The organism is Streptomyces otsuchiensis, assembly GCF_004305975.1.
Lineage (GTDB): Bacteria > Actinomycetota > Actinomycetes > Streptomycetales > Streptomycetaceae > Streptomyces > Streptomyces otsuchiensis.
Genome location: NZ_BHZI01000044.1, coordinates 1 through 25,786, shown reverse-complemented (window position 1 = coordinate 25,786; position 25,786 = coordinate 1). Strand labels below are relative to the sequence as shown.

Annotated in this window: 24 protein-coding genes and 1 pseudogene; 9 read left to right on the top strand and 16 right to left on the bottom strand. The window is 74.3% G+C overall.

Translation table 11 applies throughout. The features are described from left to right. Both E0D90_RS06775 and E0D90_RS06770 read left to right on the top strand, forming a co-directional pair. On the top strand, positions 1-1,115 hold a 1,115-nt coding region (locus E0D90_RS06775; protein ID WP_157996822.1), incomplete at its 5' end, for an outer membrane protein assembly factor BamB family protein. Between the two features lie 5 nt (positions 1,116-1,120). Next, a complete protein-coding gene (locus E0D90_RS06770) occupies positions 1,121-3,352 on the top strand; it encodes a protein kinase domain-containing protein (RefSeq protein WP_130796979.1) in 2,232 nt (743 codons plus the stop codon). Between the two features lie 200 nt (positions 3,353-3,552). Here E0D90_RS06770 and E0D90_RS06765 read toward each other — a convergent pair whose 3' ends face one another. The 5 genes from E0D90_RS06765 to E0D90_RS06745 form a co-directional block, all read right to left on the bottom strand. Continuing rightward, entirely contained in the window at positions 3,553-3,963 is a 411-nt protein-coding gene (locus E0D90_RS06765) for a VOC family protein (protein WP_103502020.1), read from the bottom strand. Between the two features lie 110 nt (positions 3,964-4,073). Further along, positions 4,074-4,433, bottom strand: a complete 360-nt coding sequence (locus E0D90_RS06760; protein ID WP_130796982.1) for a helix-turn-helix domain-containing protein — start codon at positions 4,431-4,433, stop codon at positions 4,074-4,076. Positions 4,434-4,462: 29 nt separating this feature from the next. Then, complete coding sequence (locus E0D90_RS06755; RefSeq protein WP_227870040.1) at positions 4,463-5,296, bottom strand: alpha/beta fold hydrolase; 834 nt, start codon at positions 5,294-5,296, stop codon at positions 4,463-4,465. A 69-nt stretch (positions 5,297-5,365) separates the two neighbouring features. Continuing rightward, positions 5,366-5,968, bottom strand: coding sequence for a phosphatase PAP2 family protein (locus E0D90_RS06750; protein WP_157996821.1), 603 nt, complete (start codon positions 5,966-5,968; stop codon positions 5,366-5,368). 173 nt (positions 5,969-6,141) lie between these two features. Further along, positions 6,142-7,275: a PLP-dependent cysteine synthase family protein gene (locus tag E0D90_RS06745; protein ID WP_103502022.1), complete on the bottom strand. Its 1,134-nt coding sequence runs from the start codon at positions 7,273-7,275 to the stop codon at positions 6,142-6,144. A 205-nt stretch (positions 7,276-7,480) separates the two neighbouring features. Between E0D90_RS06745 and E0D90_RS06740 the strand changes: the two genes are divergently transcribed. After that, positions 7,481-7,999, top strand: coding sequence for an ATP-binding protein (locus E0D90_RS06740; RefSeq protein ID WP_227870039.1), 519 nt, complete (start codon positions 7,481-7,483; stop codon positions 7,997-7,999). A gap of 110 nt (positions 8,000-8,109) precedes the next feature. Further along, positions 8,110-9,825: a bifunctional 3'-5' exonuclease/DNA polymerase gene (locus tag E0D90_RS06735; RefSeq protein WP_130796976.1), complete on the top strand. Its 1,716-nt coding sequence runs from the start codon at positions 8,110-8,112 to the stop codon at positions 9,823-9,825. 42 nt (positions 9,826-9,867) lie between these two features. Here E0D90_RS06735 and E0D90_RS06730 read toward each other — a convergent pair whose 3' ends face one another. Further along, positions 9,868-11,076: an ROK family protein gene (locus E0D90_RS06730; protein WP_103528679.1), complete on the bottom strand. Its 1,209-nt coding sequence runs from the start codon at positions 11,074-11,076 to the stop codon at positions 9,868-9,870. A gap of 119 nt (positions 11,077-11,195) precedes the next feature. Between E0D90_RS06730 and E0D90_RS06725 the strand changes: the two genes are divergently transcribed. Next, entirely contained in the window at positions 11,196-11,663 is a 468-nt protein-coding gene (locus E0D90_RS06725; protein ID WP_103528678.1) for a DUF4442 domain-containing protein, read from the top strand. 88 nt (positions 11,664-11,751) lie between these two features. Here the strand turns inward: E0D90_RS06725 and E0D90_RS06720 are convergent, their stop codons facing one another. Beyond that, complete coding sequence (locus E0D90_RS06720; RefSeq protein WP_130796975.1) at positions 11,752-12,483, bottom strand: TetR/AcrR family transcriptional regulator; 732 nt, start codon at positions 12,481-12,483, stop codon at positions 11,752-11,754. A 135-nt stretch (positions 12,484-12,618) separates the two neighbouring features. Between E0D90_RS06720 and E0D90_RS06715 the strand changes: the two genes are divergently transcribed. Beyond that, positions 12,619-13,065 (top strand): nitroreductase family deazaflavin-dependent oxidoreductase, encoded by a 447-nt coding sequence (locus E0D90_RS06715; protein ID WP_438827377.1) that lies wholly within the window; start codon positions 12,619-12,621, stop codon positions 13,063-13,065. Between the two features lie 63 nt (positions 13,066-13,128). Here E0D90_RS06715 and E0D90_RS06710 read toward each other — a convergent pair whose 3' ends face one another. Further along, a complete protein-coding gene (locus tag E0D90_RS06710; RefSeq protein WP_130796974.1) occupies positions 13,129-14,331 on the bottom strand; it encodes a geranylgeranyl reductase family protein in 1,203 nt (400 codons plus the stop codon). A gap of 187 nt (positions 14,332-14,518) precedes the next feature. Between E0D90_RS06710 and E0D90_RS06705 the strand changes: the two genes are divergently transcribed. Beyond that, positions 14,519-15,904, top strand: coding sequence for a dipeptidase (locus E0D90_RS06705; RefSeq protein ID WP_130796973.1), 1,386 nt, complete (start codon positions 14,519-14,521; stop codon positions 15,902-15,904). A gap of 445 nt (positions 15,905-16,349) precedes the next feature. On the opposite strand, the gene E0D90_RS06700 is transcribed toward E0D90_RS06705, so the two are convergent. The 3 genes from E0D90_RS06700 to E0D90_RS06690 form a co-directional block, all read right to left on the bottom strand. Continuing rightward, complete coding sequence (locus E0D90_RS06700; RefSeq protein ID WP_130796972.1) at positions 16,350-17,387, bottom strand: NUDIX hydrolase; 1,038 nt, start codon at positions 17,385-17,387, stop codon at positions 16,350-16,352. Between the two features lie 65 nt (positions 17,388-17,452). Continuing rightward, a complete protein-coding gene (locus tag E0D90_RS06695) occupies positions 17,453-18,388 on the bottom strand; it encodes an ROK family protein (RefSeq protein ID WP_130796971.1) in 936 nt (311 codons plus the stop codon). Between the two features lie 154 nt (positions 18,389-18,542). Continuing rightward, positions 18,543-19,868: a DUF6986 family protein gene (locus E0D90_RS06690; RefSeq protein ID WP_130796970.1), complete on the bottom strand. Its 1,326-nt coding sequence runs from the start codon at positions 19,866-19,868 to the stop codon at positions 18,543-18,545. Positions 19,869-20,118: 250 nt separating this feature from the next. Between E0D90_RS06690 and E0D90_RS06685 the strand changes: the two genes are divergently transcribed. Continuing rightward, complete coding sequence (locus E0D90_RS06685) at positions 20,119-20,370, top strand: hypothetical protein (RefSeq protein ID WP_130796969.1); 252 nt, start codon at positions 20,119-20,121, stop codon at positions 20,368-20,370. A 29-nt stretch (positions 20,371-20,399) separates the two neighbouring features. Here the strand turns inward: E0D90_RS06685 and E0D90_RS06680 are convergent, their stop codons facing one another. From E0D90_RS06680 to E0D90_RS06670, 3 genes are all read right to left on the bottom strand, one after another. Beyond that, the gene (locus tag E0D90_RS06680; protein WP_103503953.1) at positions 20,400-21,362 is read right to left on the bottom strand and encodes an electron transfer flavoprotein subunit alpha/FixB family protein; all 963 of its coding nucleotides are present in this window, start codon (positions 21,360-21,362) and stop codon (positions 20,400-20,402) included. 55 nt (positions 21,363-21,417) lie between these two features. After that, positions 21,418-22,203: an electron transfer flavoprotein subunit beta/FixA family protein gene (locus E0D90_RS06675; protein ID WP_103503952.1), complete on the bottom strand. Its 786-nt coding sequence runs from the start codon at positions 22,201-22,203 to the stop codon at positions 21,418-21,420. A 222-nt stretch (positions 22,204-22,425) separates the two neighbouring features. Continuing rightward, complete coding sequence (locus E0D90_RS06670; protein ID WP_130796968.1) at positions 22,426-22,803, bottom strand: thioredoxin family protein; 378 nt, start codon at positions 22,801-22,803, stop codon at positions 22,426-22,428. A 265-nt stretch (positions 22,804-23,068) separates the two neighbouring features. Between E0D90_RS06670 and E0D90_RS06665 the strand changes: the two are divergent. After that, a pseudogene (locus E0D90_RS06665) lies at positions 23,069-23,776 on the top strand (lysophospholipid acyltransferase family protein); the annotation flags it as partial. 6 nt (positions 23,777-23,782) lie between these two features. Here the strand turns inward: E0D90_RS06665 and E0D90_RS06660 are convergent. Both E0D90_RS06660 and E0D90_RS06655 read right to left on the bottom strand, forming a co-directional pair. Further along, positions 23,783-24,844: a threonine aldolase family protein gene (locus E0D90_RS06660; protein WP_174856155.1), complete on the bottom strand. Its 1,062-nt coding sequence runs from the start codon at positions 24,842-24,844 to the stop codon at positions 23,783-23,785. Between the two features lie 11 nt (positions 24,845-24,855). Then, on the bottom strand, positions 24,856-25,629 hold the full coding sequence (locus tag E0D90_RS06655; protein WP_130796966.1) for an SDR family NAD(P)-dependent oxidoreductase: 774 nt from the start codon (positions 25,627-25,629) through the stop codon (positions 24,856-24,858). Positions 25,630-25,786: the final 157 nt, after the last annotated feature.

Genomic DNA, 25,786 nt, shown 5'->3' with positions numbered 1-25,786 from the left:
CCCGGGGGGTGGCGCCCGAGGCGCTCTGGCGCTATGACGCGCCCGGCGAATCCCTGGTCGTCCCCCGCGTCTGGCGGGACGGCACGGTCCTGCTGTCGAGCTCCGACCGGATGACCGGAGTGGACCTCGCCACCGGGGAGGAGGTGTGGACGCGCGGCGACGTCGGGGTCTCGCCGAGCCTTCTCGGAGATGTGGCGCCCTTCCCGTTGGAGGGCTCCGCCATGGCCTTCGCCCACCACGGGGAGATCGTCGCGATCGACGCCGAGACCGGTGCGCAGCTGTGGACGGACACCCGCTACGTCCCGCAGGACGCGGAGTACGGCGGGCGTCGGCTCGACCGCGTCTATCTCAGCACGGACGACGGAACCGCGCTGCTCCTGTGGACGCGATCGGCCGATGACGACTACGAAGGTTACGGGGTCGCACTGTACGACACCGTCGCCCGGGAGGAACGCTGGCATGTGCCGGTGCCGATGGACGGTTCGGACGCACTGTTCTCAATCATCGGCGACTCCGTGCACGTCGTCAGCGGCGTGGACGGTGGATACCGTCAGGCCTCCTACCGGATCAGGGACGGCGACGAGGAGTGGGTGCGCGACCTCGACGGCGAGCTGACGTTCAACTGGCTGTCCGCGCTGGACTCCGAGGGCCTGTTCGTCAGCGGGAGCGAGGGGGACATTCAGCTCCACGACGCCGTCACGCTGGAGCCCCTCTGGGACCGCGCCGTCGGCACCTCGCAGTCACGGTTCGGCAATGCTCGGGCGGAGACGGTTCGCTGGGAGGGTGAGGGCCGCAAGGTCCTGTTCCTCAACGACGACGACGTGAGGGTCATCGCGCTCGACCTCGCCACCGGCGAGGAGCTGTGGCGGGGAGTCCTGCGGGACGAGAGCGCCTACGAGGGGATCGTGCACCCTCGGACCGCGCTCACGCCTTCGGGCTCGACCCTCCTGGTCGGTGGGATGGAGGTCACGGCTCTCGACGCGCGCACCGGCGCCGTCCGGTGGGTGTTCCAGCATGCCGAGCGTGCCGACCGGGCGACGTACTCGGTGTTCGCCGGCCGTGACGCGATGCTGGTCTGGGACGGCACGACGGCCTTCGGCCTCCCGGTGGAGTGAGGCGCATGCGACCACGTTCCACGCATATCACCGCGGGCCCGCGCCCCTTGACCAAGGCCGACCCCGACCGCGTCGGCGGCTGGTCACTCCTGGCCCGGCTGGGGGCGGGCGGTGCCGGTGTCGTCTATCTGGCCCGCGACGATCGGCTGCGGCTCGCCGCGCTGAAGGTCCCGCACCGCGACGACGCCGTGTCACTGGCGCGTTTCACCGGGGAAGTCCGGGCCAACGCGCTGTTGCCCGGTGCGGGCGGTCCGCCGGTCCGCGGCGTGGCGGAGCCGCTGGACGCCGCCACGAGCGGGTCACCTCCTCATCTGGCCACCCAGTACCTGCCCGGTTGGACGTTGCGACGCTGCGTCGATCACTCCGGCCCGCTGCCGGAACCGGCGTTGCGGCGCGCGGCGACCGCGCTGACCGGCGCCGTCCTGGTGCTGCACGGAGCGGGCGTCGTCCACCGTGACGTCAAACCCTCCAACGTGCTGATCACGGCCGACGGGTTGTGGCTGGTGGACCTCGGCATCGCCCGGGTGAGCGGTGCCGAGCCCCCGGCGGAGCCGGCGCGTCGTGAGGGCTCCCCGGGGTACACCCCGCCGGAACGCCTCGCGGCCGCCACGGGGACGGACGAGGCGGAGGACGTCTTCGGATGTGCCGCGACGCTCGCGTTCGCGGCCGTCGGGCGGGACCCGTTCGGTACCGGCACCCCCGACGAACTGGCCTACCGGGTCCGGCACGCGCCCCCGGACCTGTCGGGGGCGCCGCGCGCGGTCCGCGCCGTGCTGGAGCCCGGGCTCGCTCCGGATCCGGCGGCGCGGCCGTCGGTCGCCGAGCTGGGGGCGCTGCTGGGTGAGCCGGGAGAGCTGGACGATGTCCTGCCCGAGCCGGTGCGGCGGGAGCTGCGTGCCCTCGCGGGCAGCGACTGGGCGCATGCCGCGCCCTGGCGGGAGGCTCCGCCGGTGGCCTCTGGGACGCGACGGCGCGCGGTGCTGCTGGGCGCGGTCGGTGCGGCGGCGCTGGGCACGGTGGGAGCGGCCGGTTTTGCGGGGCACCTGCTGGGGCGGCGGGCCAGGGCGTCCGCGGCCCCGGAGGAGGTCCGCGGGCCGGCGGAGGCATCCGACATGAGCAGCCGGGAGCGGTGGGCCCGTCCCGTGGCGGTGCCCCCGGTCGGCCGCGCCGTGCTGGCGGACGGCGTGGTCTTCCTGCCGGGTCTGCTGGCCAGGGCTTTCGACACGCGGACCGGTGAGCTTCTGTGGTCGCGTCCCGGACTGGCCGGGAGTGCTCCGACACCGGTGGACGGCGGGCGGCTGCTGGCACACCACCAGATCGTGGGCGGCGGCGAGCAGCAGCTGGCGCTGACCGAGACCCGGACCGGGCGAAGCTGGGCCTCCCGGCCGCTCGGGGTCGCGCTGCGCACGATGACCGCCACGGCGGTCGTGGGCACCCGGGGGCCGGTGGCGTTCGTGACCGGCGTGGATCCGGAGGCGGACCCGGAGGCGGACCCGGAGGAGGCGGAGAGCGGGCGGCGCCCGCTGGTGGCGTACGACGCGGTCCGTGACGAGGTGCTGTGGCGGACGACCTTCCCCGCGGTCGGCGGCAACGAGGTGGCGGGCGCGGTGTCCGGGGACACCCTGCTGGTGGTCGCCGCCGACTCGGTGCACGGTTTCGAGGTCGGCAGCGGCACCGAGGTCTGGGCCCGGGATCTGGGTGCCTCGCTCGTCGACGGGCACTGGAGCGGTACGCCGTCGCGGCGGGTGGCGGCCGACAGCGCCGGCCGGGCCGCGGTCACCGGCAGAGGTGTCCTCCTGCTGGACAGCGCCGACGGGTCGACGATCTGGTCGGTGGAACCCGACGCGGACCCGGATTTCGCGGAGGCCAGCGAGGAGCACGAGATGGACGGGATGCCCATGTTCGGCGCGCCGGCGTTCTCTGGGGAGTCGCTGTTCCTCGCCGAGGCACGCTGGGGGGTGCGCGCGCTCGGGACCGCCGAGGGCACGACGCGGTGGCACTGGGAGGCCGAGGGCCCCTTCGGGGCGCCTCCGGCCGGCTGTCTCGCCTCCGGCGGTCTGGTCTTCCCGCCCGCTGGGCAGTTCGACTCCGCGGTGACGGCTCTCGACGCGGAGAGCGGCGAGGTGGCGTGGCATCTGCGGGACGGTGAGGCGACGGGCGGCGAGCCGCAGCTGCTCGCCGACGAGAGTGGTGTGTATCTGCTGCGCAATGACCGGCTGCGGGCGATCACTCCCTGAGGCGGCGGGCCGGTCTCCGTCGTCGCCGTGAGTGGCGCCGACATCGGGGCCGGGACCGGCGTGCCCCCGGGCTGCACCGTCCCGGGGGCGTGGTGATCAGGAGCGAGGAGGGCGAGTGGAGCACGCCCCCTCGCTCGGCGCGTGATCCACCGAGGGGCCCGGCCCTGAGGTCCTGGCCTGCTCGGTGGTGTGCCGGGGCGTCAGGCGGTCGGCTGGGTGAAGCGGATGCGGTTGCCGAAGGGGTCGCGCAGCCCGCAGTCGATTCCGTAGGGGCGCTCGGTGGGTTCCTCGGTGAACTCCACCCCTCGCTCCAGCAGCTTCTTGTAGGTCTTGTGGCAGTCGTCCGTGGTGAAGATGAGCCAGCCGCCCATGGCGCCCCTGGAGACCAGCTCGCGTACCTGTTCCGCGGTCTCCTCCGACATCGCCGGGGGGCCGGGCTTCTCCAGCAGGATCTGCCGCTCGGGGTGCCCGGGAACGCTGACGGTCAGCCAGCGCATGAAGCCCATGTCGATGTCGGCGGCGACTTCCAGGCCCAGTTTGCCGACGTAGAAGTCGCGGGCCTCGGTCTGGTCGAGAACGTAGATCTGTGACTGTGTGATGGCGTTGAACATGATGCTGACGCTATCCAGATGTTGACGAAAGAACTTATCCGAAACTGCTCGGTCACGGGCCGCCTGTCGTGAGGCGGGGATGCCGGGATGCGGGGACGCCGGGCGAACCGTCAGGCACACGGCCGGGTCCACGCCATCGTGAAGCAGGTCGGCACCGACGCCGCGCTCGCCTCCCTGCGGTAGGTCCTGGGTGAGCGGCCGACGATGTCGTGGAAGGTACGGCTGAAGGTGCCGGGGCTGGTGAAGCCGACCTCGAAGCAGATGTCCGTCACCGACGTGCCGGTCTCCCGCAGCAGGAACATGGCGCGCTCGACACGTCTGCGTTGCAGGTAGCGGTGGGGCGTCTCGCCGAACGTCGCGCGGAAGGTCCGCGCGAAGTGCGCCGGTGAGGCGTGGGCGAGACGCGCGAGGGCGGGTACGTCCAGCGCTCGCGCGTACTCGCGGTCCATCGCGTCCCGGACCCTGAGCATCCGGCGGTTGGTGTCCTCCACTGCGTGGTTCACGGTGTTACTCCACCACCCCCCACTGACAACGGCACCGCGAGGAACTCCGCGACGGCCCGGGCGAACCAGCCCGGGTCGTCGTCGTGGATCCAGTGTCCGGCTTCGGGGTGGACGAGCAGGTCGGTGTCCGGGCGGCGGCGGACCATCTCGGCGGCCAGGTGGGCGGGGAGCAGGGTGCTCCGTCCTCCCCTCAGGACGCGGGCGGGGCAGTGGGAACCCAGCCAGTCGGCCCACCAGTCCCCCGTCCCCCGGGCCTGGACCTCGGCCATGTCCTCCCAGCCGAAGAGGAGCCGCCACCCGTCGGGCGTCTCGACCGCGCTCCGCAGGAAGTAGGAGCTGTCGGGGACTCCGCGTTCCTCGATCGCCGCGGCCAGCGCCGCCCGGGTGGGCGCCGTCCGGGGCCAGCCCCGTACCTCGAGCACCGGGTGCTCGATCTCCGGCCGCCGCATCAGGGGCCCGACGTCCTCGATGACCAGCCCGGCCACCAGTTCCGGGTGGCGCGCCGCCAGTTGGTAGGCGGTGATGCCGCCGAGGGAGTGCCCGAGCACCACGACCGGCCCGCTGTCCAGGGCACGCACCAGTGCGGCCGCGTCGGTGACGAAGTCCTCGCGCCGATAGCTCCCGGCCGCTCCGGTGCTGCCGTGGCCCCGTTGGTCGGGCGCGACGATCCGGGCCGCGCCCGCGAGGTCATCGGCGAGCCGGGCGAAGACCGATCCCCGGCCGAAGGTGCCGTGGAGCGCGACCACGGTCGGACCGTCCCCTCCGTAGTCCTCGCAGATCAGGGTGGGCCCGTCGGTGTGGGGAAAGGCGCGGCGCATGTCGGTGGTCACTCCTGGGCGGTGAATGCGGGACGGGTCATTCAACACCGTGCGGCGGCTGCCCGGAACGGGGGTGTGCGGTCATTCCCGGGGGCGGCGGCCCGCTCGCAGCAGGGCCCACCCCGCGCCGCCCAGCCAGGCCGTGGCGACGAGCCAGCCGCCCAGTACGTCGGTCAACCAGTGCACCCCGAGGTAGACCCGGGTGAGGCCCACCGCCACCGCCCAGCCGCCGAGCAGCGCGAGGGCGAGCGGCAGGCGCCGGCTGCCGCGGATCAGCAGGGCGGCGACGACCAGGCCCGCGGCGAGCGCGGCGGTGGTGGTGTGCCCGGACGGGAAGGACCACCGGGAGGCGTCGGTGGCGAAGTCCGCCACGGGTGGCCGGGGCCGGGCCACGGCCACCATCACCAGGTAGCGCGTCAGCTGACCGGCGATCAGGCAGCCCAGAAAGCCCGCGGCGCAGGCCAGTCCCCGGTCGCGGGGGCGTCCGGCGTACAGGCCGGCCAGCAGCACCAGCACGTAGGGCACGAGGCCGGTCCCGGTGTGGGTGACGAGGCGGGCGGTCAGGACGGCACCGTGGTTCCGGTGCTCCACGGACCAGGTGTGCGCCGCGGCGTCCGGCGGCACGGGCCCACGCCCGGAGACCACGACCACCAGGAGCAGCGCCACGAACGCGACCGCGCTCACCAGGCCGACCGCGGCCGCTCTCCGGGCGGCCGTCGTCGGGGCGCGTGGGGGTCGTCTCCGTCCCGGCATGGCCGGATTCTCGCAGCGCGGTCCGCCGGCGGGCCGGGAGGACGTCGCCCGGCGTGGCGCGGGGCCCGGGGCGGGCCCGGTGGACGGGCGCGCCCGGAAGGGGGTCAGTGGCGCCAGAGGCCGGTGGCGAGGAAGTCCGAGACCGCGTCACGGTACGGGGCGATGTCGAGTCCCTGCTCCCGCAGCCAGTCGTCGGAGTAGTACTTGTCGAGGTAGCGCTCGCCCGGATCGCAGATGAGGGTGACGACCGAGCCGCGCTCCCCCGAGGCGACCATCTCGGCGACGATCTTCCAGGCGCTCCACAGCCCCGTTCCGGTGGAGCCGCCGGCGCGGCGGCCCGTGCGCTCCTCCAGCGCCCGCACGGCGGCGATGCTGGCGGCGTCGGGGACCTTCATCATCCGGTCGATGGCGCGCGGCAGGAAGCTCGGCTCCATCCGGGGGCGGCCGATGCCCTCGATGCGCGACCCGCAGTCGCTGGCGGCGGCCGGGTCCTCCTCGACCCAGCCGTCGAAGAAGCAGGAGTTCTCCGGGTCGGGCACGCAGATCCGGGTGTCGTACTGCATGTAGTGCACGTAGCGCGCGATCGTCGCCGAGGTGCCGCCGGTTCCGGCGGTGGCGACGATCCACGCCGGCTCGGGGTAGCGCTCCAGGCGCAGCTGCTGGTAAACGGACTCGGCGATGTTGTTGTTGCCGCGCCAGTCCGTCGCCCGTTCGGCGTAGGTGAACTGGTCCATGTAGTGGCCGCCGGTCTCGGCGGCCAGCCGCGCGGACACGTCGTAGACGGTGCGGGGGTCGTCCACCAGATGGCAGCCGCCGCCGTGGAACTCGATGAGACGGGTCTTCTCACGGCTGGTGGTCGCGGGCATGACGGCGATGAACGGCACGCCGATCAGCTTCGCGAAGTACGCCTCCGAGACGGCGGTCGATCCCGAGGACGCCTCGATCACCGGGCGTCCGGGCCGGATCCAGCCGTTGCACAGGCCGTAGAGGAAGAGGGAACGCGCCAGGCGGTGCTTCAGACTGCCCGTGGGGTGGGTCGACTCGTCCTTGAGGTACAGGTCGATGCCCCAGGACTCGGGGAGCGGGAAGAGCAGCAGATGGGTGTCGGCGCTGCGGTTGGCGTCCGCCTGGACCTTGCGTACCGCCTCCTTCAGCCAGGCGCGGTAGGAAGGGTCGCTGCGGTCGACGTCCAGGGTGCCGGGGACGTTCCCGGCGGCCGGTGCCTGCTCGGTGCTCACGTCCCGATCCTACGCACGGGCGGGCGCGCCACGGGCGGGGACGCCCGGCCGGTCCCGGAGTGCGGCGGGGCGGCCGCGCGACGCGGGTGCGGGCACGGGCCGCCGCGGTTGCGACGCGATGTGACGCGCATCACTCTGGGGAGTCGGCGGTACCCGGCTCAGTCCTCCGGCGTGCCCGGCGCGGCCGCCGAGACGGGAGTGCCACGTGATCAGCTCCTCGACATCGACCAGCCGGCACTGCGCGGTCCAGTTCCAGGCCCTGCCGAGCCGGATCGGGCAGGTGCGGCGGATCGTCGGCGCGCAGTTGCGGCGTTGGGGGCTGCCGCAACTGGTGGACCCGGCCGCGCTCGGTGTGACCGAACTGCTGGCCAACATCCATCTGCACGCCGCCTCCGACAAGTTCTGCACGGTGGAGCTGCTGCTGCTCCGGGGCCGTCTGACGATCTCGGTTCAGGACCACGACCCGCGCCTGCCCCATCTGCGGCACGCGGCGCAGCTGGCCGTGGGCGGGCGGGGCCTGGCGCTGGTGGCGGCGATCGGCGACAGCTGGGGGTCGCGGGCCCGGGCGGACGGCGGCGGCAAGATCGTGTGGTTCACGCTGCCGGTTCCGGACTCGGCCGGCGGGTCCGGTGAGGGCGACGAGCGCCGGGACGCGGGCCGGCGGCGCGAGGAGGTGTCGATGGCTCCGGACGACGCCCTGTTGCGGCGCTCGGGCGTGGTCTGACGTTCCCACCGCCGCCGCGTCACCCCGAGAGAGCGGCGCCACGGCCCGCGCGGCGGTCCGCTGTCGGTGGGCCCTGGCAGACTCCAGCCCATGAGCAGGTGGGCGGGCCTATGAGCAGGTGGGCGCTGGCGGAGTACCCGGACGGGACGGTGCGTGTCCGCCCGCTGCGCCCGGACGGCACTCCGGCGGGGGAACCGGAGTCGGCACCGGACGTCGCGGCGGCGGTGCGTGAACGGCCGGGGGTCACGCGCTGGGTCTGGCGGAGCACGGCGGAGCTGGCGCCCAGGCTGCTGGAGGCGCGCGTTCGGGCCGAGCGCTGTCACGACGTCGAGGCGGCGGAGGCGGTACTGCTCGGGTACGAGGGGGCGTTCGGTGCCCCGCGCGGCCTGGCCGCCGCCCGGGCCCGGGCGCACCGGCAGCCGGTGCCCGAGGATCCGCCGCCGAGGTCGGCCGATTCGGGTCAGCCCTCGCTCTTCGACGTGGCACCGCCGGTGCTGCCGGGCGGCTTCGACCCGCTGGGCACCCTGGTCGAGGTCCACGCCGGGCAGCTCGCACGGGTCGCGGCCACCGACCGGCCCGGCCGGATGGCTCTGTTGCTGGCGGCGGAGTCCGCGGGCACCCTCGTCGCCGCGGAGATGAACCACACCGGGCTGCCGTGGCGGGCGGACGTCCATCTGGCTCTGCTGGACGAACTGCTCGGTCCCCGACCGGCCGGAGGGCTTGAACCGCGACGGCTGACCGAACTGGCCGGGGAGATCTCCGCGGCGTTCGGCCGCCGGGTCCGCCCGGATCTCCCCGCCGAGGTGGTCGCCGCATTCCGGCAGGCCGGTGTGGCGTTGCGGTCGACCCGCTCCTGGGAGCTGCGGGAGGTCGACCACCCGGCGGTGGCGCCGTTGCTGGAGTACAAGCGGCTCTACCGGGTGCACACCGCGCACGGCCGGAGCTGGCTGCGCAGCTGGGTGCGGGACGGGAGGTTCCGGGCGCAGTACGTGCCCGGCGGCGCCGCCTCGGGCCGGTGGACCACCAACGGCGGCGGCGCGCTGCAGATCCCCCGGGTCATCCGGGGAGCGGTACGCGCCGCCCCGGGGTGGCGGCTGGTGGTGGCCGACGCCGACCAGCTGGAGCCACGAGTGCTGGCGGCGATCTCCCGCGACCGGGCGCTGGCGGCGGTGGCGGCGGATGAGGGGGATCTGTACACGGCGGTCTCCCGGCGCCTCTTCGACGGCGACCGCGAGCAGGCGAAGCTGGCGGTGCTGGGGGCGGTCTACGGTCAGACCTCGGGTGACGGCCTGCGCCACCTGGCGGGGCTGCGGCGCCGGTTCCCGGACGCGGTGGCGTATGTGGACGAGGCGGCGCTGGCGGGTGAGCGCGGGCGGCTGGTACGGACGCACCTGGGCCGTACCAGCCCGCCCGCGGGCGCCACCGGCGACGACCGCGACGGCGGATCCGGTGACTCCGGTGACTCCGGCGGTTCCGGTGACTCCGGTGACTCCGGTGCGGGAACCACGGGTGATCCCGGCGGCCGGGGCTCGGCGGCGCGGGCGCGCGGCCGGTTCACCCGGAACTTCGTGGTGCAGGGCAGCGCCGCCGAGTGGGCGCTGCTGGTACTGGCGGCCCTGCGCCGCTCGCTGACGGGCCGCCGCGCCGAGCTGGTGTTCTTCCAGCATGACGAGGTGATCGTGCACTGCCCGGCCGAGGAGGCGGCGGAGGTGGTCGCCGCGGTGCGCTCCGCGGGTGAAACCGCCGGGCGGCTGGCGTTCGGGGACACTCCGGTGCGGTTCCCGTTCAGCTGTGCCGTGGTGGAGTGCTACGCCGACGCCAAGTGACCTCTCCCCCGCCCCGGACGGTCACCGCGGACGGGCGAGGGTTCAGCCGGCCAGGGCGGCCAACGGGTCGTCCAGGACCGGCTGCCAGGCCACTTCCGCCGCGCCCACCAGGCTGTTGTGGTCCAGCGAGCAGGCCAGGATCGGCACGCTTCCGCTCCGCCCCCACAGGCTGCGGTCGGCGACGACGGCGCGCAGCCGGGCCGGTTCCGCGGCCAGCAGTGCGCGGTGCAGCCCGCCGAGGATGACCCGGTCCGGGTTCAGGACGTTGACCATGGCGGCCAGGCCCTGGCCCAGGCGGTCCACGAGTTGCCGCACCGCTTCCCGGACGGCCCGGTCCTCCGGGTGGCTGCCGGCGAGTAGCGCGCGGGCCTGGTCCAGCGGGGAGAGCGCGGGGTCGGGTGTGACTCCGGCGGTCTCCAGCAGCGCGAGGGGGTCGGTCTCGACGTCGAGGCAGCCCCGGCCGCCGCAGTGGCAGGGGCGGCCCTGCGGGTCGACGGTGAGGTGACCCACCTCGAGGGCGAGGCCGGAACTGCCGGTGTGCAGGCGCCCGTCGAGGACGAGTGCGCCGCCGACGCCGCGGTGCCCGGTGGCGACGCACAGTAGGTGCTGCGCGCCCTTCCCGGCGCCGTGGCGGTGTTCGGCGAGCGCGGCGAGGTTGACGTCGTTGCCGCAGCGCCCGGCGACGGGCACCCCGGCGGCGGCGAGGCGGTCGCGGAAGATGTCGTGCACGGGCGCTCCTGCGGGCCAGGCGACGTGCAGCGGGTTGAGGGCGGTGCCGTCGGGTTCGGCGACGGCGGAGGGGACGGCGAGCCCGGCGCCCAGGCAGCGACGGCCGCTGTCGGCGAGCAGGCGGGCGCCGGACTCGACGGCGTCTCCGATGACCTGGGCGGGATCGGCGTCCACGGTCATGCAGGCGGGCGCGGTGGCGACCACACGGCCGCCGAGCCCCACGAGCGCGACCCGGAATCCGTCGGCGTGGACCTGGACGGCGAGCACGACCGGGCCGTCGTCGGCGATGCCCAGCCGGTGGGAGGGCCGGCCCTGCGCCCCGGACGCGGCGAGCGGGCGGGGGTCGACGGTGATCAGTCCGAGCGCCTGGAGTTCGGTGGCGACGGCTCCGGCGGTGGCGCGGGTCACGCCGAGTTCGGTGGTGAGCACCGCGCGGGTCGGCGCGCGGCCGGTGTGCACCAGTTCCAGTGCGGGGCCCAGCGCGCCGCGGCCTCGGTCCAGCTTGGTTCGTGTCGGGGTCACGGACCTATTCTTACTTTGTACACCCGGGAAACAAATCCGGGGAGCCGCCTGGGCCGTCCCTCCCGAGGCGTCGCAGCCTTTTCATTACCGAGCGGTAACGACCGTGGTAGCTTCGGCAGATGGCCGGAAGCCCCTATACCGCCCGCGGTCTGCGCCGCGTCCTGTCGTGGTGGCCGCCCTACCGTTTCGCGGGCGTGCGCGTGCTGCACATCGCCGAGGACTGGAGTTCGGCGCGGGTGCGGATGCGGCTGGGCCGCACCAACCGCAACGCCTTCGGGACCCACTTCGGGGGCTCGCTGTACTCGATGTCCGATCCGTTCTGGGCCCTGTTGGTGCTGCACCGGCTCGGCGAAGACTACGTGGTCTGGGACAAGGCCGCCGAGATCGAGTTCGTCTCACCCGGCCGGGGTGAGGTCTTCGCCGAGTTCGTCCTCGCGGAGGAACGGGTCGCGGAGATCCGCGCGGCGACGGAGGGCGGCGCGAAGGCACTTCCGTGGTTCGACTCCACCGTCACAGCGGCGGACGGCACCGTGGTCGCCCGGGTCCGCAAGCAGCTCTACGTCCGGCGGAAGGCCACCCGGCGCTGACCCACCGGACCGGCCCGAGGAGCCACTTGACCGGCGAAGCCGGCGGGGACGGCGAAGCCGGCGGGGCCGGTCGCCTCGCGCCGGCCCCTCACGCACCCGGCGAGCGCAGCCCGACGTCGTGGGCGAGCAGCGTCACCGACGCGGTGAAGAACTCCTCCCGCGCCTCGATCACCCGGTTGAAGTGCCCGAAGAGTTCGAAGCTGATCAGTCCGAACAGCTGCGCCCAGGCCGCGATCAGTGGCGCGGTCAGTAGCTCGGCCGGGACCGGCGGCGCCTGAGGCGCGTCACCGGCCATCCGGCCGGCCAGCTGCCGCAGGTCGTCGGCGACGGCGGCCGGGACCCGCCCCGGGCCGGGCGGAGTGAACAGTCCGGCGGAGCGGGCGTCGGCGGCGACGATCAGCAGCGCGCGCCCGATGCGGGCGGCCGGAGCGGCGGTGTCGCGGGGCGCGGCGTAGCCGGGGACCGGTGATCCGTAGATCAGGGCGTACTCGTGGGGGTGGTCGCGCGCCCAGCCGCGTACGGCGCGGCACACCTCGCACCAGCGGGCCACCGGGTCGGGGTGTTCACCGGCGGAGCCGAGGGCCCGTTCGGCGGCCGCGCCCACCGCGTCGTAGGCGTCGACGATCAGGGCGGTCAGCAGGTCGTCGCGGCTCGGGAAGTAGCGGTAGATCGCGGAGGAGGCCATGCCCAGCTGACGGGCGACGGCGCGCAGCGAGAGCCGCGCGGCGCCCTCGTCGGCCAGCTGGCGGCGGGCCTCCTCTTTGATGGCCGCGGTGATCTCGGCGCGGGCACGGCTGCGTGCTCCCTGGATCGCGTTCATGGCGGCGATGATGCCAGCCTCCGGAGCAGCGCACAACATCGAGAGCACCGCTCTTGCAAAAGCGTCGAGCTAGGCGCACACTGATCCAGGAAGAGAGCAGTGCTCACATTTTGCAGTGACCGATCGGAGCGCACCGTGCCGCACGTCTACCAGGGGCCCACCACCCCGACCGTCAACCGCCTCGTCATGTGGTTCGCCCGCCGCGGTGTCAGCCTCATGGGAGCGCGCATCCTGACGGTGCGCGGACGCACCAGCGGGGAGCCCCGCCGGGCCCCCGTCAACCCGCTCACCCACGAGGGGGCTCTCTACCTGGTCGCGCCGCGCGGCCACGTCCAGTGGACGCGGAACCTGCGCGCCTCCGGTGAGGCCGAGTTGCGGCTCGGGCGCGGCAACCGCGTCTACAGGGCAACCGAGGTCTCCGACGACGCCAAAGCCCCGCTGCTGCGTGCCTACCTGGCGCGTTGGAAGGGCGAGGTGGGCAAGTACTTCGAGGCCGACAGCCTCGACACCCGCTCCACCGACGAGCAGTGGCAGGCCGTCGCCTCCCACTACCCGGTCTTCGCGCTCACCGAGCGCGGCTGACGCCTCGCGGGCGCGCGCCCGCCCGCGACGGGGCCGGGCGGGGGCGCCCACGAGCCGAGCCCGTCAGGGACGTTCGCGCATCTCCAGCACCCTGCGCGCCATCGGCGACGTCCGCACGATGCCGGCCAGCGAGGTGGAACCGCGGGTGATCCGGGTGAACGCCACCCAGGCCGGGCGGAAGCCGACCAGCGCCGTGTGGAACAGGCGCGGCCGGCGGGAGAACACCTCCAGCAGCCGTCGGCCGACTCCCATTTCCGCGCCCAGGCCCGACTTGACGGCGAAGGTGTAGTTGAGTGCCTGCCGCCGCGCGTCCACCGCGTCGCCGGCGTCGGCGATCCGTACCGCCCACTCCCCCGCCAGCCGGCCCGAGCGCAGCGCGAAGGAGATGCCCTCCCGCGTCCACGGTTCCAGCAGGCCGGCGGCGTCTCCGCAGACCAGCACCCGGCCGCGGGAGAGCGGGGAGTCGTCGGTCCGGCAACGGGTCAGATGGCCCGAGGAGACGGAGGGCTCGAACCCGGCCAGGCCGAGGCGGCCCACGAGGTCACTGAGGTACTGCCGTGTCGCCGCGCCCTCACCGCGCTGGGCGATCACGCCGACCGTCAGGGTGTCGCCCTTGGGGAAGACCCAGCCGTAGGACCCCGGCAACGGGCCCCAGTCCAGGAGGACGCGGCCCTTCCAGTCGGCTGCGACCTCGGGCGGGACCGGGATCTCGGACTCCAGGCCGAGGTCGACCTGCTCCAGACGGACCCCGACATGGGTTCCTATCCGGCTGGCGGAGCCGTCCGCGCCGACGACGGCACGCGCCAGCAGCGTCTCACCGCCGGCGAGCACCACCGCGACGGTGCGGCGGTCGGGGACCGCGGGGCCGTGCTGTTCGACCCGGGAGACCTGCGCGCCGGTCCGCAGCCGCGCGCCCGCGGCGACCGCCGAGCGGGCCAGCGCGTCGTCGAACTCCGGTCGGTTCACCAGGCCGAACAGCATCCGCTTGGAGCGCCGGGTGCGCGTCATCCGCCCGTTCAGCGAGAAGGTGACGGCGTGCACCCGGTCGCTGAGCGGCAGTTCGAATCCGGGTGGCAGCGCGTCCCGGCTGGGGCCGATGATGCCGCCGCCGCAGGTCTTGTACCGGGGTAGCTCCGCCTTCTCCAGCAGCAGCGTCCGCCGTCCCGCCGCCGCGGCGGCCCGGGCCGCCGCCGATCCGGCCGGGCCGGCCCCCACCACGATGACGTCCCACACCTCGCCGTTGCCGGCCGCGCTGTCGTTGCTCACCTGTCGCTGACGCTCCCGTTCGCCCTCGTGACCGGCCCTGGTCCGGGCCGCTTTCGGCCATCGCCACCGCATCCTACGGCGCCACCCCACGCCGCCCGGGCTGTGGGATGATCTCCGCACCCCACTACCACCCGGTCCGCCGATCCGTCGCGGACCGCGGCCGTCCTGCCATGAGGAGCAGCACACGATGCCGACGCACAGCACCGACGACGCCGCGCTCGCCTCCGCGGTCGCCGCGATGATGCCCGAGGCCCGCCGCGAACTCGCCGAGCTGGTCGCCTTCCGGTCGGTCGCGGACCCCGCGCAGTTCCCCCGCGAGGAGTGCGAGGGGGCCGCCGCCTGGGTCGCCGACGCGCTGCGCGCGGAGGGGTTCGAGGAGGTCGAGCTGCTGGAGACCCCGGACGGGACCCACTCCGTCTACGGTCACCTGCCCGGCCCCGAGGGTGCGCCCACGGTGCTGCTGTACGCCCACTACGACGTGCAGCCTCCGCTGGACGAGGCCGCCTGGACCTCTCCTCCGTTCGAGCTGACGGATCGTGACGGCCGCTGGTACGGGCGCGGTGCGGCGGACTGCAAGGGCGGCGTGCTGATGCACCTGCTGGCCCTGCGGGCGCTGCGTGCCGGAGGCGGGGTGCCGGTCGGGGTCAAGGTGATCGTGGAGGGCTCGGAGGAGCAGGGCACCGGCGGGCTGGAGCGGTACGCGGAGGCGCACCCGGAGCTGCTGCGGGCGGACGCGGTGATCATCGGCGACACGGGCAACTTCCAGGTGGGGCGTCCCACGGTCACGGCCGTGCTGCGCGGTATGACGATGGCCCGGGTCACCGTCCGCACGCTGGAGGGCAATCTGCACTCGGGTTCCTTCGGCGGCGCGGCACCCGACGCGCTGGCCGCGTTGATCCGGCTGCTGGACTCGTTGCGCGCCGAGGACGGCTCGACCACGATCGACGGGCTGGAGGCCGGGGAGGTGTGGCCGGGGACGGCCTACCCGGAGGAGCAGTTCCGCGCCGACGCCAAGGTGCTGGACGGGGTGGAGCTGATCGGCTCCGGCGCGGTCGCGGACCGGCTGTGGGCACGGCCGGCCGTCACCGTGCTGGGCATCGACTGCCCGCCGGTCGTCGGGGCGACGCCCTCGGTGCACGCCGAGGCGCGGGCGCTGGTGAGCCTGCGGGTGCCGCCGGGCACCGAACCGTCCGCCGCCGCGAAGCTGCTCGCCGGGCACCTGGAGTCGCGCGCGCCCTGGGGCGCGCGGGTCGCCGTCGAGGCGACCGGTGAGGGGCGGCCGTTCCGGGCCGACACCGACAGCCCGGCCTACGCATCCATGGCCGCCGCGATGCGCTTCGCCTACGACGGGGCGGAGATGGAGATCACGGGGCAGGGCGGCTCGATTCCGCTGACCTCGACGCTGGCCGGGCTCTACCCGGAGGCGGAGCTGCTGCTGATCGGGCTGAGCGACCCGGCGGCGCAGATCCACGCCGTCGACGAGAGCGTCTCGCCCCAGGAGCTGGAGCGGATGTCGGTGGCGGAGGCGGTCTTCCTCAAGGAGTACGCGCGGGCGGCGGCGGAGCGCGACTGACCACGCATCCCCGCCGGAGGCGTGAAGGCCGGACACGGACAGCAGGACGCCCCACCGGGCGCTGACCGGCGGGGCGTCCTGCGTTGCGGGCGGCGGAGCGGCGCGGTGGCGCCGCCGCCTCACCGGCGACTGGGCACGGGTGCGGACCGGACCGTGCGGTGACGGGTGAGCGGCGCCGGCTCGCTCCCCCGGAGAACTATCGTGCCGGGCCCCGCTTCCCTGGCGGCATGCTCAAAGGACTTCACAAGAAGGCTCCTCTGCCTCGGTAGGACATTCAGAACGTAACCATGACGCACTGCGCGTGACCAACCGCTGAACGGCCAAGCGGGGTCACACAAAGCCAACCGGGGGACACCGAGCGTGTCCGTCCGTGGGGGTGGCGCTCCGTCGTGCGGCGCGAGGCCCGGCTTGTTGCGGCCGTGGCGGGCGGGCCGTGACCCGTCCGTCAGCGGGTGACGGGGACGCCGTCCTCCAGGTTGAGCGGACGCCCCCGGGAGCGCGCCTCCAGCGCCCAGTGCAGCCTCCGGAAGCGGTCCGGGGAGAGCAGCCGTTCCGCCTCGGCGACCCCCACGAACCGCCACTCGCGCAGTTCGGCGCCGGGCAGCAGGAGTTCGCCGACCCGGTCCGCGCCGAGCCGGCCGCCGTCGAAGAGCATCCGGACGCCGCCGAAACGGGGCGGGGCCGGCGGTTCCCAGTCGACGACGAGCAGTTCGGGGCCATCCTCCAGTCGCAGCCCGAGTTCCTCGGTGACCTCGCGCAGCGCGGCGCGCGAGGGCGGCTCCCCCGGTTCGACCACACCGCCGGGGAACTCCCAGCCCGGCTTGTAGGTGGGGTCGACCAGCAGCACCCGGTCGTCCTCGTCGAAGAGCAGCATCCCGGCGGCGACCGTGGCGGCCGAGGGGCGTGGCGACTGCACGATCTCGCACGCCCCGGCGCCCGCGCCGATGGCGGCGGCGACGGACTCGGCCGCCTCGCGGCCGGTGAGCCGGGAGATGTCGAGGCAGTGGGCGTCCGCCGTCAGCCAGGAGAGCGCCTGGCGGTAGGCGGGAAGGTGTTCGCGTTCCCAGGTCTGGAGACGGGCGTCCCCGACCGGGACGCCGGAACTGCGTTCGCACTGTTCGAACCGATTCCGAAGGATCGTTTCTTCTGCATGCAGCAGGACATGACGGACGGCCAGGCCACGGGAGGCCAGGCCACCGAACATCTCGTCGCGGTACTCCTGCCGCAGCACGGTCAGCGGGAGCACCACAGCCCCGCCGGTCTCCCGGTGCACCGCCGCGGCGGTCTCCACCAGGAGCCACCGCCAGGACGGCAGCTCCTGCTCCTCGGCCACCTCCTTGAGCCGCCGGGCGGGCAGGGTCGCCCTCAGCAGTTCACCGATCCGGTCCGGGTCCAGCAGGGTGCTGTCCGGCAGCAGCGCCGTCAGGTCCCGGGCCGTGGAGGACGTGCCGGCGCCCGGAGCGCCGTTCAGCCAGATGATCACCAGTGACCCCTCCTCGTTCGCCCTGATGTCAGTTGCCCGCTGCGGCGGGGGCCGGAAACGTGCGCTCAGCCGGCGACGCCCGCGCGGCAGGCCGCGGCGGCCCCCACCAGCCCGGCGTCGGTGCCCAGTTCGGCGGGCCGGATCTCCAGATGCCGCACGTAGGGAAGCGCCGCGTAGTCGGCGAGCGCCTCGGTCAGGGGCGCGAAGAGCACCTGACCGGCCTGCGCGACGCCGCCGCCGATCACGACGGTGTCCAGCTCGACCAGGGTGGCCGTGGCCGCGACGGCGGCGGCCAGTGCGCGGGCGGAACGCCGGTAGGCGGCCAGCGCCGTCTGGTCCCCTGCCCGGGCCGCGTCCGCGAGCGCCGCGGCGGAGGAGTCGCCGCCGTCCGCCGGCCGCCAGCCGTTCTCCCGCGCCCAGCGCGCGATGGCGGTGCCGCTGGCGATGCCCTCCACGCAGCCGCGCCCGCCGCACGGGCAGCGTTCGCCGTCCAGTTCGACGCTGATGTGCCCGATGTGCCCGGCGTTTCCGCTGGGTCCGGCCCGCAGCCGCCCGTCCAGCACCAGCCCGCCGCCGACGCCGGTGGAGACGACCATGCAGAGCACGTTGTCCCGGCCCCGCGCCGCGCCGCGCCAGTGCTCCCCGGCCGCGATGGCGGCTCCGTCGCCGATCAGGGTCACCGGCAGCCCGCCGGCGGCGGCGCGGACGGCCTCGACCAGCGGATAGTCCCGCCAGCCGGGGATGTTGACCGGGCTGACCGTGCCGGTCTGCGCGTCCACCGGGCCGGCGCTGCCGATCCCGACGGCCCGCACCCGCGCCCACCCGGCCGACGCTGTCAGCCGGTGGACCACCTCGACGACGGCGGCCAGGACGTGTTCGGCCCGCTCCCGGGCGGGAGTCGGCACCTGGACGCGCTCCAGGAGCGTGCCCTCGGCGTCCAGGAGGGCGCCGGCGATTTTCGTTCCGCCGATGTCGATGGCGGCGACAAGATCAGTGGTCATGGCCACGAAGCCTCACCCGGAGCGGGCCGAGTTGTCCAGCCGGTACGGGAGGGGACGGCCTCGGTGCCGCGCGCACCGGCCCGGTGGGCGGGCGGCGCCGGCCCCCGGCCCGCCTCGCCAGCCGCCTCGTCACCCGCGCCGGCGTCCGCGCCGGTCAGAGCGCCGGGGCCGCCGGGGCGTGGCCGGAGGCGCGCCGGGCGAGAGCCGCCAGCCGGTCGGTCCCCACTCCCGTCCGCCGGGTGAGCTCCGTCGCGTCCCAGGCCCCGCAGTCCAGCCCGCGCAGCAGGAACGAGGCGAGCGCCCGGGCGGTGGCGGGCTCGTCCAGGACGCCGCTCGCCGTACCGGCGCCGGCCGCGCTCGGCGGCCCGCCGAGGTAAGCGGCCAGCCGGTCGGCGGCGCGCGGCAGCCCCTCCAGGTAGAAGGCGAAGACGGCGGCGTGGCGGCTCGGGAGGTGAGCGGGGTGCATGTCCCACCCCTGGTAGTAGCCGCGGGCCAGCGCCCGGCGCACCAGGCGGTAGTGGTCGCGCCAGGCGGCGTGGACGTTCTCGGTGTCACCGGTCGGCACGATGTTGGTCGACCCGTCGGAGATCCGGACTCCCCTCCCGGCGGCGGCCACCTGCATGACCGCCTTGGCGTGGTCGGCGACCGGGTGGTCGGGGGCCTGCTGTGCGGCGCTGATGCCCAGGGCCGCGCTGTAGTCGAAGGTCCCGTAGTGCAGACCGGTGACCCGGCCGCCGCCGGCGTCGATCAGCCGCGCGACGGTGGCGCGCCCGTCGGCGCCCAGGACGGCCTGACTGGTCTCGATCTGGAGCTCGAAGCCCAGCCGGCCCGGCGGCAGCCCTCGTGCGCTCTCGAACGCCTCGCACAGCCGGACCATCGCGGTGACCTGTTCCGGGTAACTGACCTTGGGGAGGGTGAGGATCAGGCCGCCGGGCAGGGCTCCGGCCGCCAGCAGGCCGCTCAGGAAGATGTCCAGCGTGCGGATCGCGCGGTCCCGCACCGCCCGCTCCAGGCACTTCACGCGGATGCCGACGAAGGGCGGGGCGGTGCCCCGTGCCACCAGTTCGGCGACCACGCGGGCGGCGCGGGCGGCGTCGGCGTCCTCCTCGTCGTCGGGGCGGAGGCCGTAGCCGTCCTCGAAGTCGACGCGCAGGTCCTCGACCGGTTCGGTCCGCAGCTTGGCCAGCACCCGCTCCCGGAGCAGGGCGCCCGTCTCCGGTTCCAGGGCGAAGAGGCGGGCGAAGGACTCCGCGTCGGGGGCGTGCCGGTCGAGCGTGGAGAGTGCCACCGCCGCCCACCCCTCGGTGGTGCCGGGGCCGAAGGAGTCGGCGGGGACGTAGACGGTGTGGACCGGCTGCCGCCCGGCGGGATCGCCCGGGTAGCGGGTCTCCAGCTCCGCGTCGACGGCCGCGAGCGAGGCCGCGATGCGGGCCGGCACGGTCGCGTCCAGGCTGGTGGTGACACGTTCCCGCTGGCTCATCGGCCGCTCCGTCCCCGGGCCGCCGCTCCGTGGCGCGGCGTTCAACAGTTCGTTGAACGGTAGCCAGCGGGTTACCCGAAGACAACAGCGCGCGCACCGCCGGGGCGGGGGCCGTGGGCGGTGTCCGGGGCCGTCACCCGATCGCCACGCGACTTTGATCTTCGGGACAAACGGACGAAACGCCTGCTCGGCACAGTGGACCCATGCGGAGGCGCAGGGCCTCGGCGGACTAAGAAAGGACGTGACCGGGATGGACCAGTACGCGATCCTCGCACGGCTTCTGGACGGCTCCCCGACCGACCGGGGCATCGGCGCACCACCGGCGGTCTCCGGGCACGAGGCGGACCGTCTCGCCGGTCTCGCGCGCTCCCGGGCCCGGGAGCAGGCCCCGACGGCGGCGTGGTGGCGGCGACGGCTCGCCGCCGCCGCGCCGGCCCGGGAAACACCGCGCGGCACCCGGCGCCGAACGAGCGGCGCGACGGGTGCCGCGGAGGCGACGTAGGGCGGCGCGGGGGCGCCCGCCCGTGGGCGTCAGCCCTTGCGGGCCTTCACCTCGTCGGTGAGGGCGGGCAGCACGGTGAAGAGGTCTCCGACGATGCCGTAGTCGACCAGCTCGAAGATCGGGGCCTCGGCGTCCTTGTTGACGGCCACGATCGTCTTGGAGGTCTGCATTCCGGCGCGGTGCTGGATCGCGCCCGAGATACCGGCGGCGACGTACAGCTGCGGCGACACGGTCTTGCCGGTCTGGCCGACCTGGCTGGCGTGCGGGTACCAGCCGGCGTCCACCGCGGCGCGCGAGGCGCCGACGGCGGCACCGAGGGAGTCGGCCAGCGCCTCGATCAGCGCGAAGTTCTCCGCGCCGTTGACGCCGCGTCCACCCGAGACGACGATCGCGGCCTCGGTCAGCTCCGGGCGGCCCGTCGACTCGCGCGGGGTGCGGGAGACGACCTTGGTACCGGTGGCCAGCTCGCCGAAGGCGACCTCCAGCGGCTCCACGGTGCCGGCGGCGGGCGCGGGCTCGGGGGCGGTGGAGTTGGGCTTGACGGTGATGACCGGCACGCCGCGGCTCACCCGCGAGCGGGTGGTGAACCCGGCAGCGAACACCGACTGGGTGGCGACGGGGCCGTCGTCACCGGCGGTCAGGTCGACGGCGTCGGTGATGATGCCGGACTCCAGGCGCAGCGCCAGCCGCGCGGCGATCTCCTTGCCCTCGGCGGAGGAGGGCACCAGTACGGCGGCGGGCGAGACGGCGTCGGCGGCGGCCTTCAGCGCGTCGACCTTGGGTACGACCAGGTAGTCGGCGAACTCGGGCGCGTCGGCGGCCAGGACACGCACCGCGCCGTGCTCGGCCAGCGTCGGCGCGGCGGTCTCCGCACCGGGCCCGAGGTGGACGGCGACCGGCTCGCCGACGCGGCGGGCCAGGGCCAGCAGTTCGAGGGTGGGCTTGCGGACGGCTCCGTCCACGTGATCGACGTAGACAAGGACTTCGGCCATGGGAATCGCTCCTGCGAAGGTGTCGGACGGGTGAGAGGACCGGCTCGGGGAGCGGTCAGATGAACTTGTGCTCCGCGAGGTAGCCGGCCAGCTGCTTGCCGCCCTCGCCCTCGTCCGTGACGATCTCGCCCGCGGTGCGCGGCGGGCGCTCGGTGGCGTCCTCGACAGCGGTCCAGGCGCCCTCCAGGCCGACGGACTCGGCCTCGATGTCGAGGTCCTCCAGGTCCCAGTTCTCCACCGGCTTCTTCTTCGCCGCCATGATCCCCTTGAAGGAGGGGTAGCGGGCCTCGCCGGACTGGTCGGTCACGGAGACGACCGCGGGCAGCGCCGCCTGGAGCTGCTCGGTGGCGGTGTCGCCGTCGCGGCGGCCGGTCACCTGGCCGTCGGCGACCGAGACCTCGGAGAGCAGCGTCGCCTGGGGAACGCCCAGCCGCTCGGCCAGCAGAGCGGGCAGTACACCCATCACGCCGTCGGTGGAGGCCATGCCGCAGATCACCAGGTCGTAGCCGGCCTTCTCGATCGCGGCCGCCAGCACCAGGGAGGTGCCGAAGACGTCGGTGCCGTGGAGGTCGTCGTCCTCGACGTGGACGGCCTTGTCGGCGCCCATGGAGAGCGCCTTGCGGAGCGCGTCGGCGGCGTCCTCGGGGCCGACCGTCACGACGGTGACCTCGGCGTCGTCCGCGTTCTCCGCGATCTGCAGCGCCTGCTCGACGGCGTACTCGTCCAGCTCGGAGAGCAGGCCGTCGACGGCGTCGCGGTCGGTGGTCAGGTCTTCGGTGAAGCCGCGGTCGCCGGTGGCGTCGGGCACGTACTTCACACAGACAACGATCCTCAAGCTCACGCCGGCTCTCCTAGCTGCTGTCGGGTCCATCTCGGCTGCCGTGACCGGCAGCCTATGCGCCGGATTCGGCTCTTTCCGGGCGGGGGCGCCGGAAGATCGGCCCCACTTTGTTACTCACCAGTACAGCGTAGTCGAAACCACGAGTTCAAGGCGGGTCGGCTGTGATGTCGCCTACTCGGCGGTAACACGCCGGGGGCGCACCGCCTGCCTCGGGCGGGGCCGTCAGCCGGGCCGGCCCGCTCCCCCGGCGTCGGCGGCGGCGCCCACGGCGGCGATCACGTCGACCCGGCGCGGCTGCCCCTCGGCGCGGCGCACCACGCGCCCCGAGCGGTCGAGCACCAGCACGGTGGGGGTACGCACCACCGAGGCGGCGCGGGTGAGCTCCAGCCGCTCCTCCGCGTCGATCTCGGCGTGCTCCACCCCGGGCACCATGGCGGCCACCTCGGCCAGCACCCGGCGGGTGGCGCGGCACGGCGCGCAGAACGCGGAGGAGAACTGCACCAGCGTCGCCACCCGGCCCAGCTCCGCGAGGCCGATCCGCTCGGCCGTCAGCACCTCCGGCCCGCCTCGCGCGCCGGCTCCGTCGCCGGTCGCCGCCATCGTCCCCACCGCCTCTCGCCGGCTCTCGCCGCTCGTGCGCCCGCGTCCGCGTCCGTGCCGAGCCAGCCGTCACGCTCGGTCACGCGGTCACGCCACGGCGCCCGTACGGACGCGCCGCTCACCCGTTCCGTCACCCGGCGTGTGTGCTCGCCCCCAGTTTCGCATGAGCGACCCGTACAGCCGTGCCAACTTACGGAAGCGTAGGTTAGGGTCCCAGCGCGGGGGGACATCTCCCCCGGACGCTCACGGAAGAGGACTCCCTCACATGGCAGAACTCGTGTACCCGCCGGTGGTCGGCGCGGCCCGCACCCTGTTCAAGGCGCTCGATCTGCGCTTCGACATCAAGGGTGAGGAGCACGTGCCCCGTGAGGGTGGCGCGGTCCTGGTGAGCAACCACATCGGGTACCTGGACTTCGTCTTCGCCGGCGTGTCGGCCCGGCCGTCCAAGCGGCTGGTGCGGTTCATGGCCAAGGAGTCGGTCTTCCGCCACAAGGTGTCCGGGCCGCTGATGCGCGCGATGAAGCACATTCCGGTGGACCGCGCCCAGGGCGAGCACGCCTTCCGGCACGCCGTCGACGCGCTGCGCCGCGGCGAGATCGTCGGCGTCTTCCCCGAGGCCACGATCTCGCAGTCCTTCACGCTCAAGAAGTTCAAGACCGGCGCCGCCCGCATGGCACAGGAGGCCCAGGTCCCGATACTGCCGGTCGCCCTGTGGGGCACCCAGCGGGTGTGGACCAAGGGACACCCGAAGGACCTGCGCCGCAACCACTTCCCCATCACCATCCGCGTCGGCAAGCCGATGGACGTGGAGCCGGGCGAGCCCGCGCAGGCGGTCACCGCCCGCATCCGCGAGCGGGTGCAGGAGCTGCTGGACGCGGCCCAGCGCGCCTACCCCGGCAAGCCCCGGGACGAGAAGGACACCTGGTGGCTGCCGGCGCACATGGGCGGCACCGCGCCCCTGCCGCCCGCCACACGGTCCTCAGCGGCCGGACTCCTCCCGGACGGCGGCGACGAACCCGTCGACGTCCTCCTCGGTGGTGTCGAACGAACACATCCAGCGGACGTCGCCGGCGCGTTCGTCCCAGAAGTAGAAGCGGTACCGCTTCTGCAGCCGCTCACTGACCTCCTTGGGCAGGCGCGCGAAGACCGCGTTCGCCTGCACCGGGTACAGGATCTCCACGCCTGGCACCGACCGCACCCCCTCGGCGAGCCGGGCGGCCATCGTGTTGGCGTGCCGGGCACTGCGCAGCCACAGGTCGCCGGCGAGCAGCGCCTCCAGCTGCACCGAGACGAACCGCATCTTCGACGGCAACTGCATCGACAGCTTGCGGACGTGCTTCATCCGGCGCACCGCGTCCGGGTTGAGGACCACCAGCGCCTCGCCGAAGAGCATCCCGTTCTTGGTCCCGCCGAAGGAGACCACGTCCACTCCGGGCACGTTGGTCAGGGCACGCATCGGGACGTCCAGCGCGGCGGAGGCGTTGGCGAGGCGGGCGCCGTCGAGGTGGACCAGCATGTCGCGCTCGTGCGCGTGGTCGCAGATCGCCCGTATCTCGTCCGGGGTGTAGACGGTGCCCAGTTCGGTGGACTGGGTGATCGAGACGACCTGCGGCATGGCGCGGTGCTCGTCCTCCCAGCCGAAGGCCTGCCGGTCGATCAGCTCGGGGGTGAGCTTGCCGTCCTCGGTCGGCACGGTCAGCAGCTTCAGCCCGCCGACCCGTTCGGGAGCGCCTCCCTCGTCCACGTTGATGTGGGCGCTCTCGGCGGCGATGACGGCGCCCCAGCGGTCGGTGAGCGCCTGGAGCGCGACCACGTTGGCGCCGGTGCCGTTGAAAACCGGGTAGACCTGTGCGAGCGGGCCGAAGTGGCCGCGTGCCACGCGCTGGAGGTGCTCGGTGTACTCGTCGGCCCCGTAGGCGGCCTGGTGCCCGCCGTTGGCGAGCGCTATGGCGGCGAGGAGTTCGGGGTGCACCCCGGCGTAGTTGTCGCTGGCGAAGTGGCGCGCCTCGGGATCGTGGTGCCGCCGGGCGTCGGTGCGCACGGCGGGGGTTCTCACGGCTGCGGAGTGAGCCACTGGCGCTGTCCGTTCAGTTCGCTGGCGGGCTGGTTCCAGGTGCCGGTGATGGCCTCGGCGAGGTCCCGGACGTCGGTGAAGCCGGCGAACTTCGCGTTGGGGCGCTCCGCGCGCATCGCGTCGTGCACCAGTGCCTTCACCACCAGCACGGTCGCCGCCGCGCGCGGGCCCGCGTCCCCGCCGTCCTTGCGGAAGCCGTCGGCCAGGGCGATGGTCCATGCCTCGGCGGCGGCCTTGGCCGCGGCGTAGGCGGCGTTCCCGGCGGTCGGCCGGCTCGCGCCGGCGGCGCTGATCAGCAGGAAGCGGCCGTTGCCGCTGCGGCGCAGCGCGCCCTCGAACGCGAGGGAGGTGTGCTGCACGGTGCGGATCAGCAGGGATTCCAGCGCGTCCCAGTCCGCGAGGTCGGTCTCGGCGAAGGTGGCGGAGCCGCGCCAGCCGCCGACGAGGTGGACCAGGCCGTCGACGCGCCCGAACTCCTTCTCGGTCCGGTCGGCCCACTGCCGGGTGGCGTCGATGTCCAGCAGGTCCACCGTGTCGCCGGTGACGGTCGCCCCGGGGTGGGCCGCGCGGGCCGCGCTCACGCCGTCGGCGAGCCGGGTTGCGTCGGCGTCGGCCGCCACGACGGTGGCGCCGGCCTCGGCGAGCCGCAGCAGGGTCGCCTGGCCGGCCGGGCCGCCGGCTCCGGCGACCGCCACCACGGCGCCGTCGAGCGGCAGCCCTCCGCCGCTGTCGCCCTGGTTCTGGGTGCTCATGGTCCTCGCCTCTCCTCGTCCTGTCTTCCATCATGCCGCGCGTCCTCGCCGCCGGTCCTGTCGTACCCGGTCAACGTGGGTGCGCGCGAGCCGGGGGTGCGTCGCACGGCGGCGCGGGGTCCGTACCCGGCGGCGGTGCCCGCCATGCCGGGTGGGG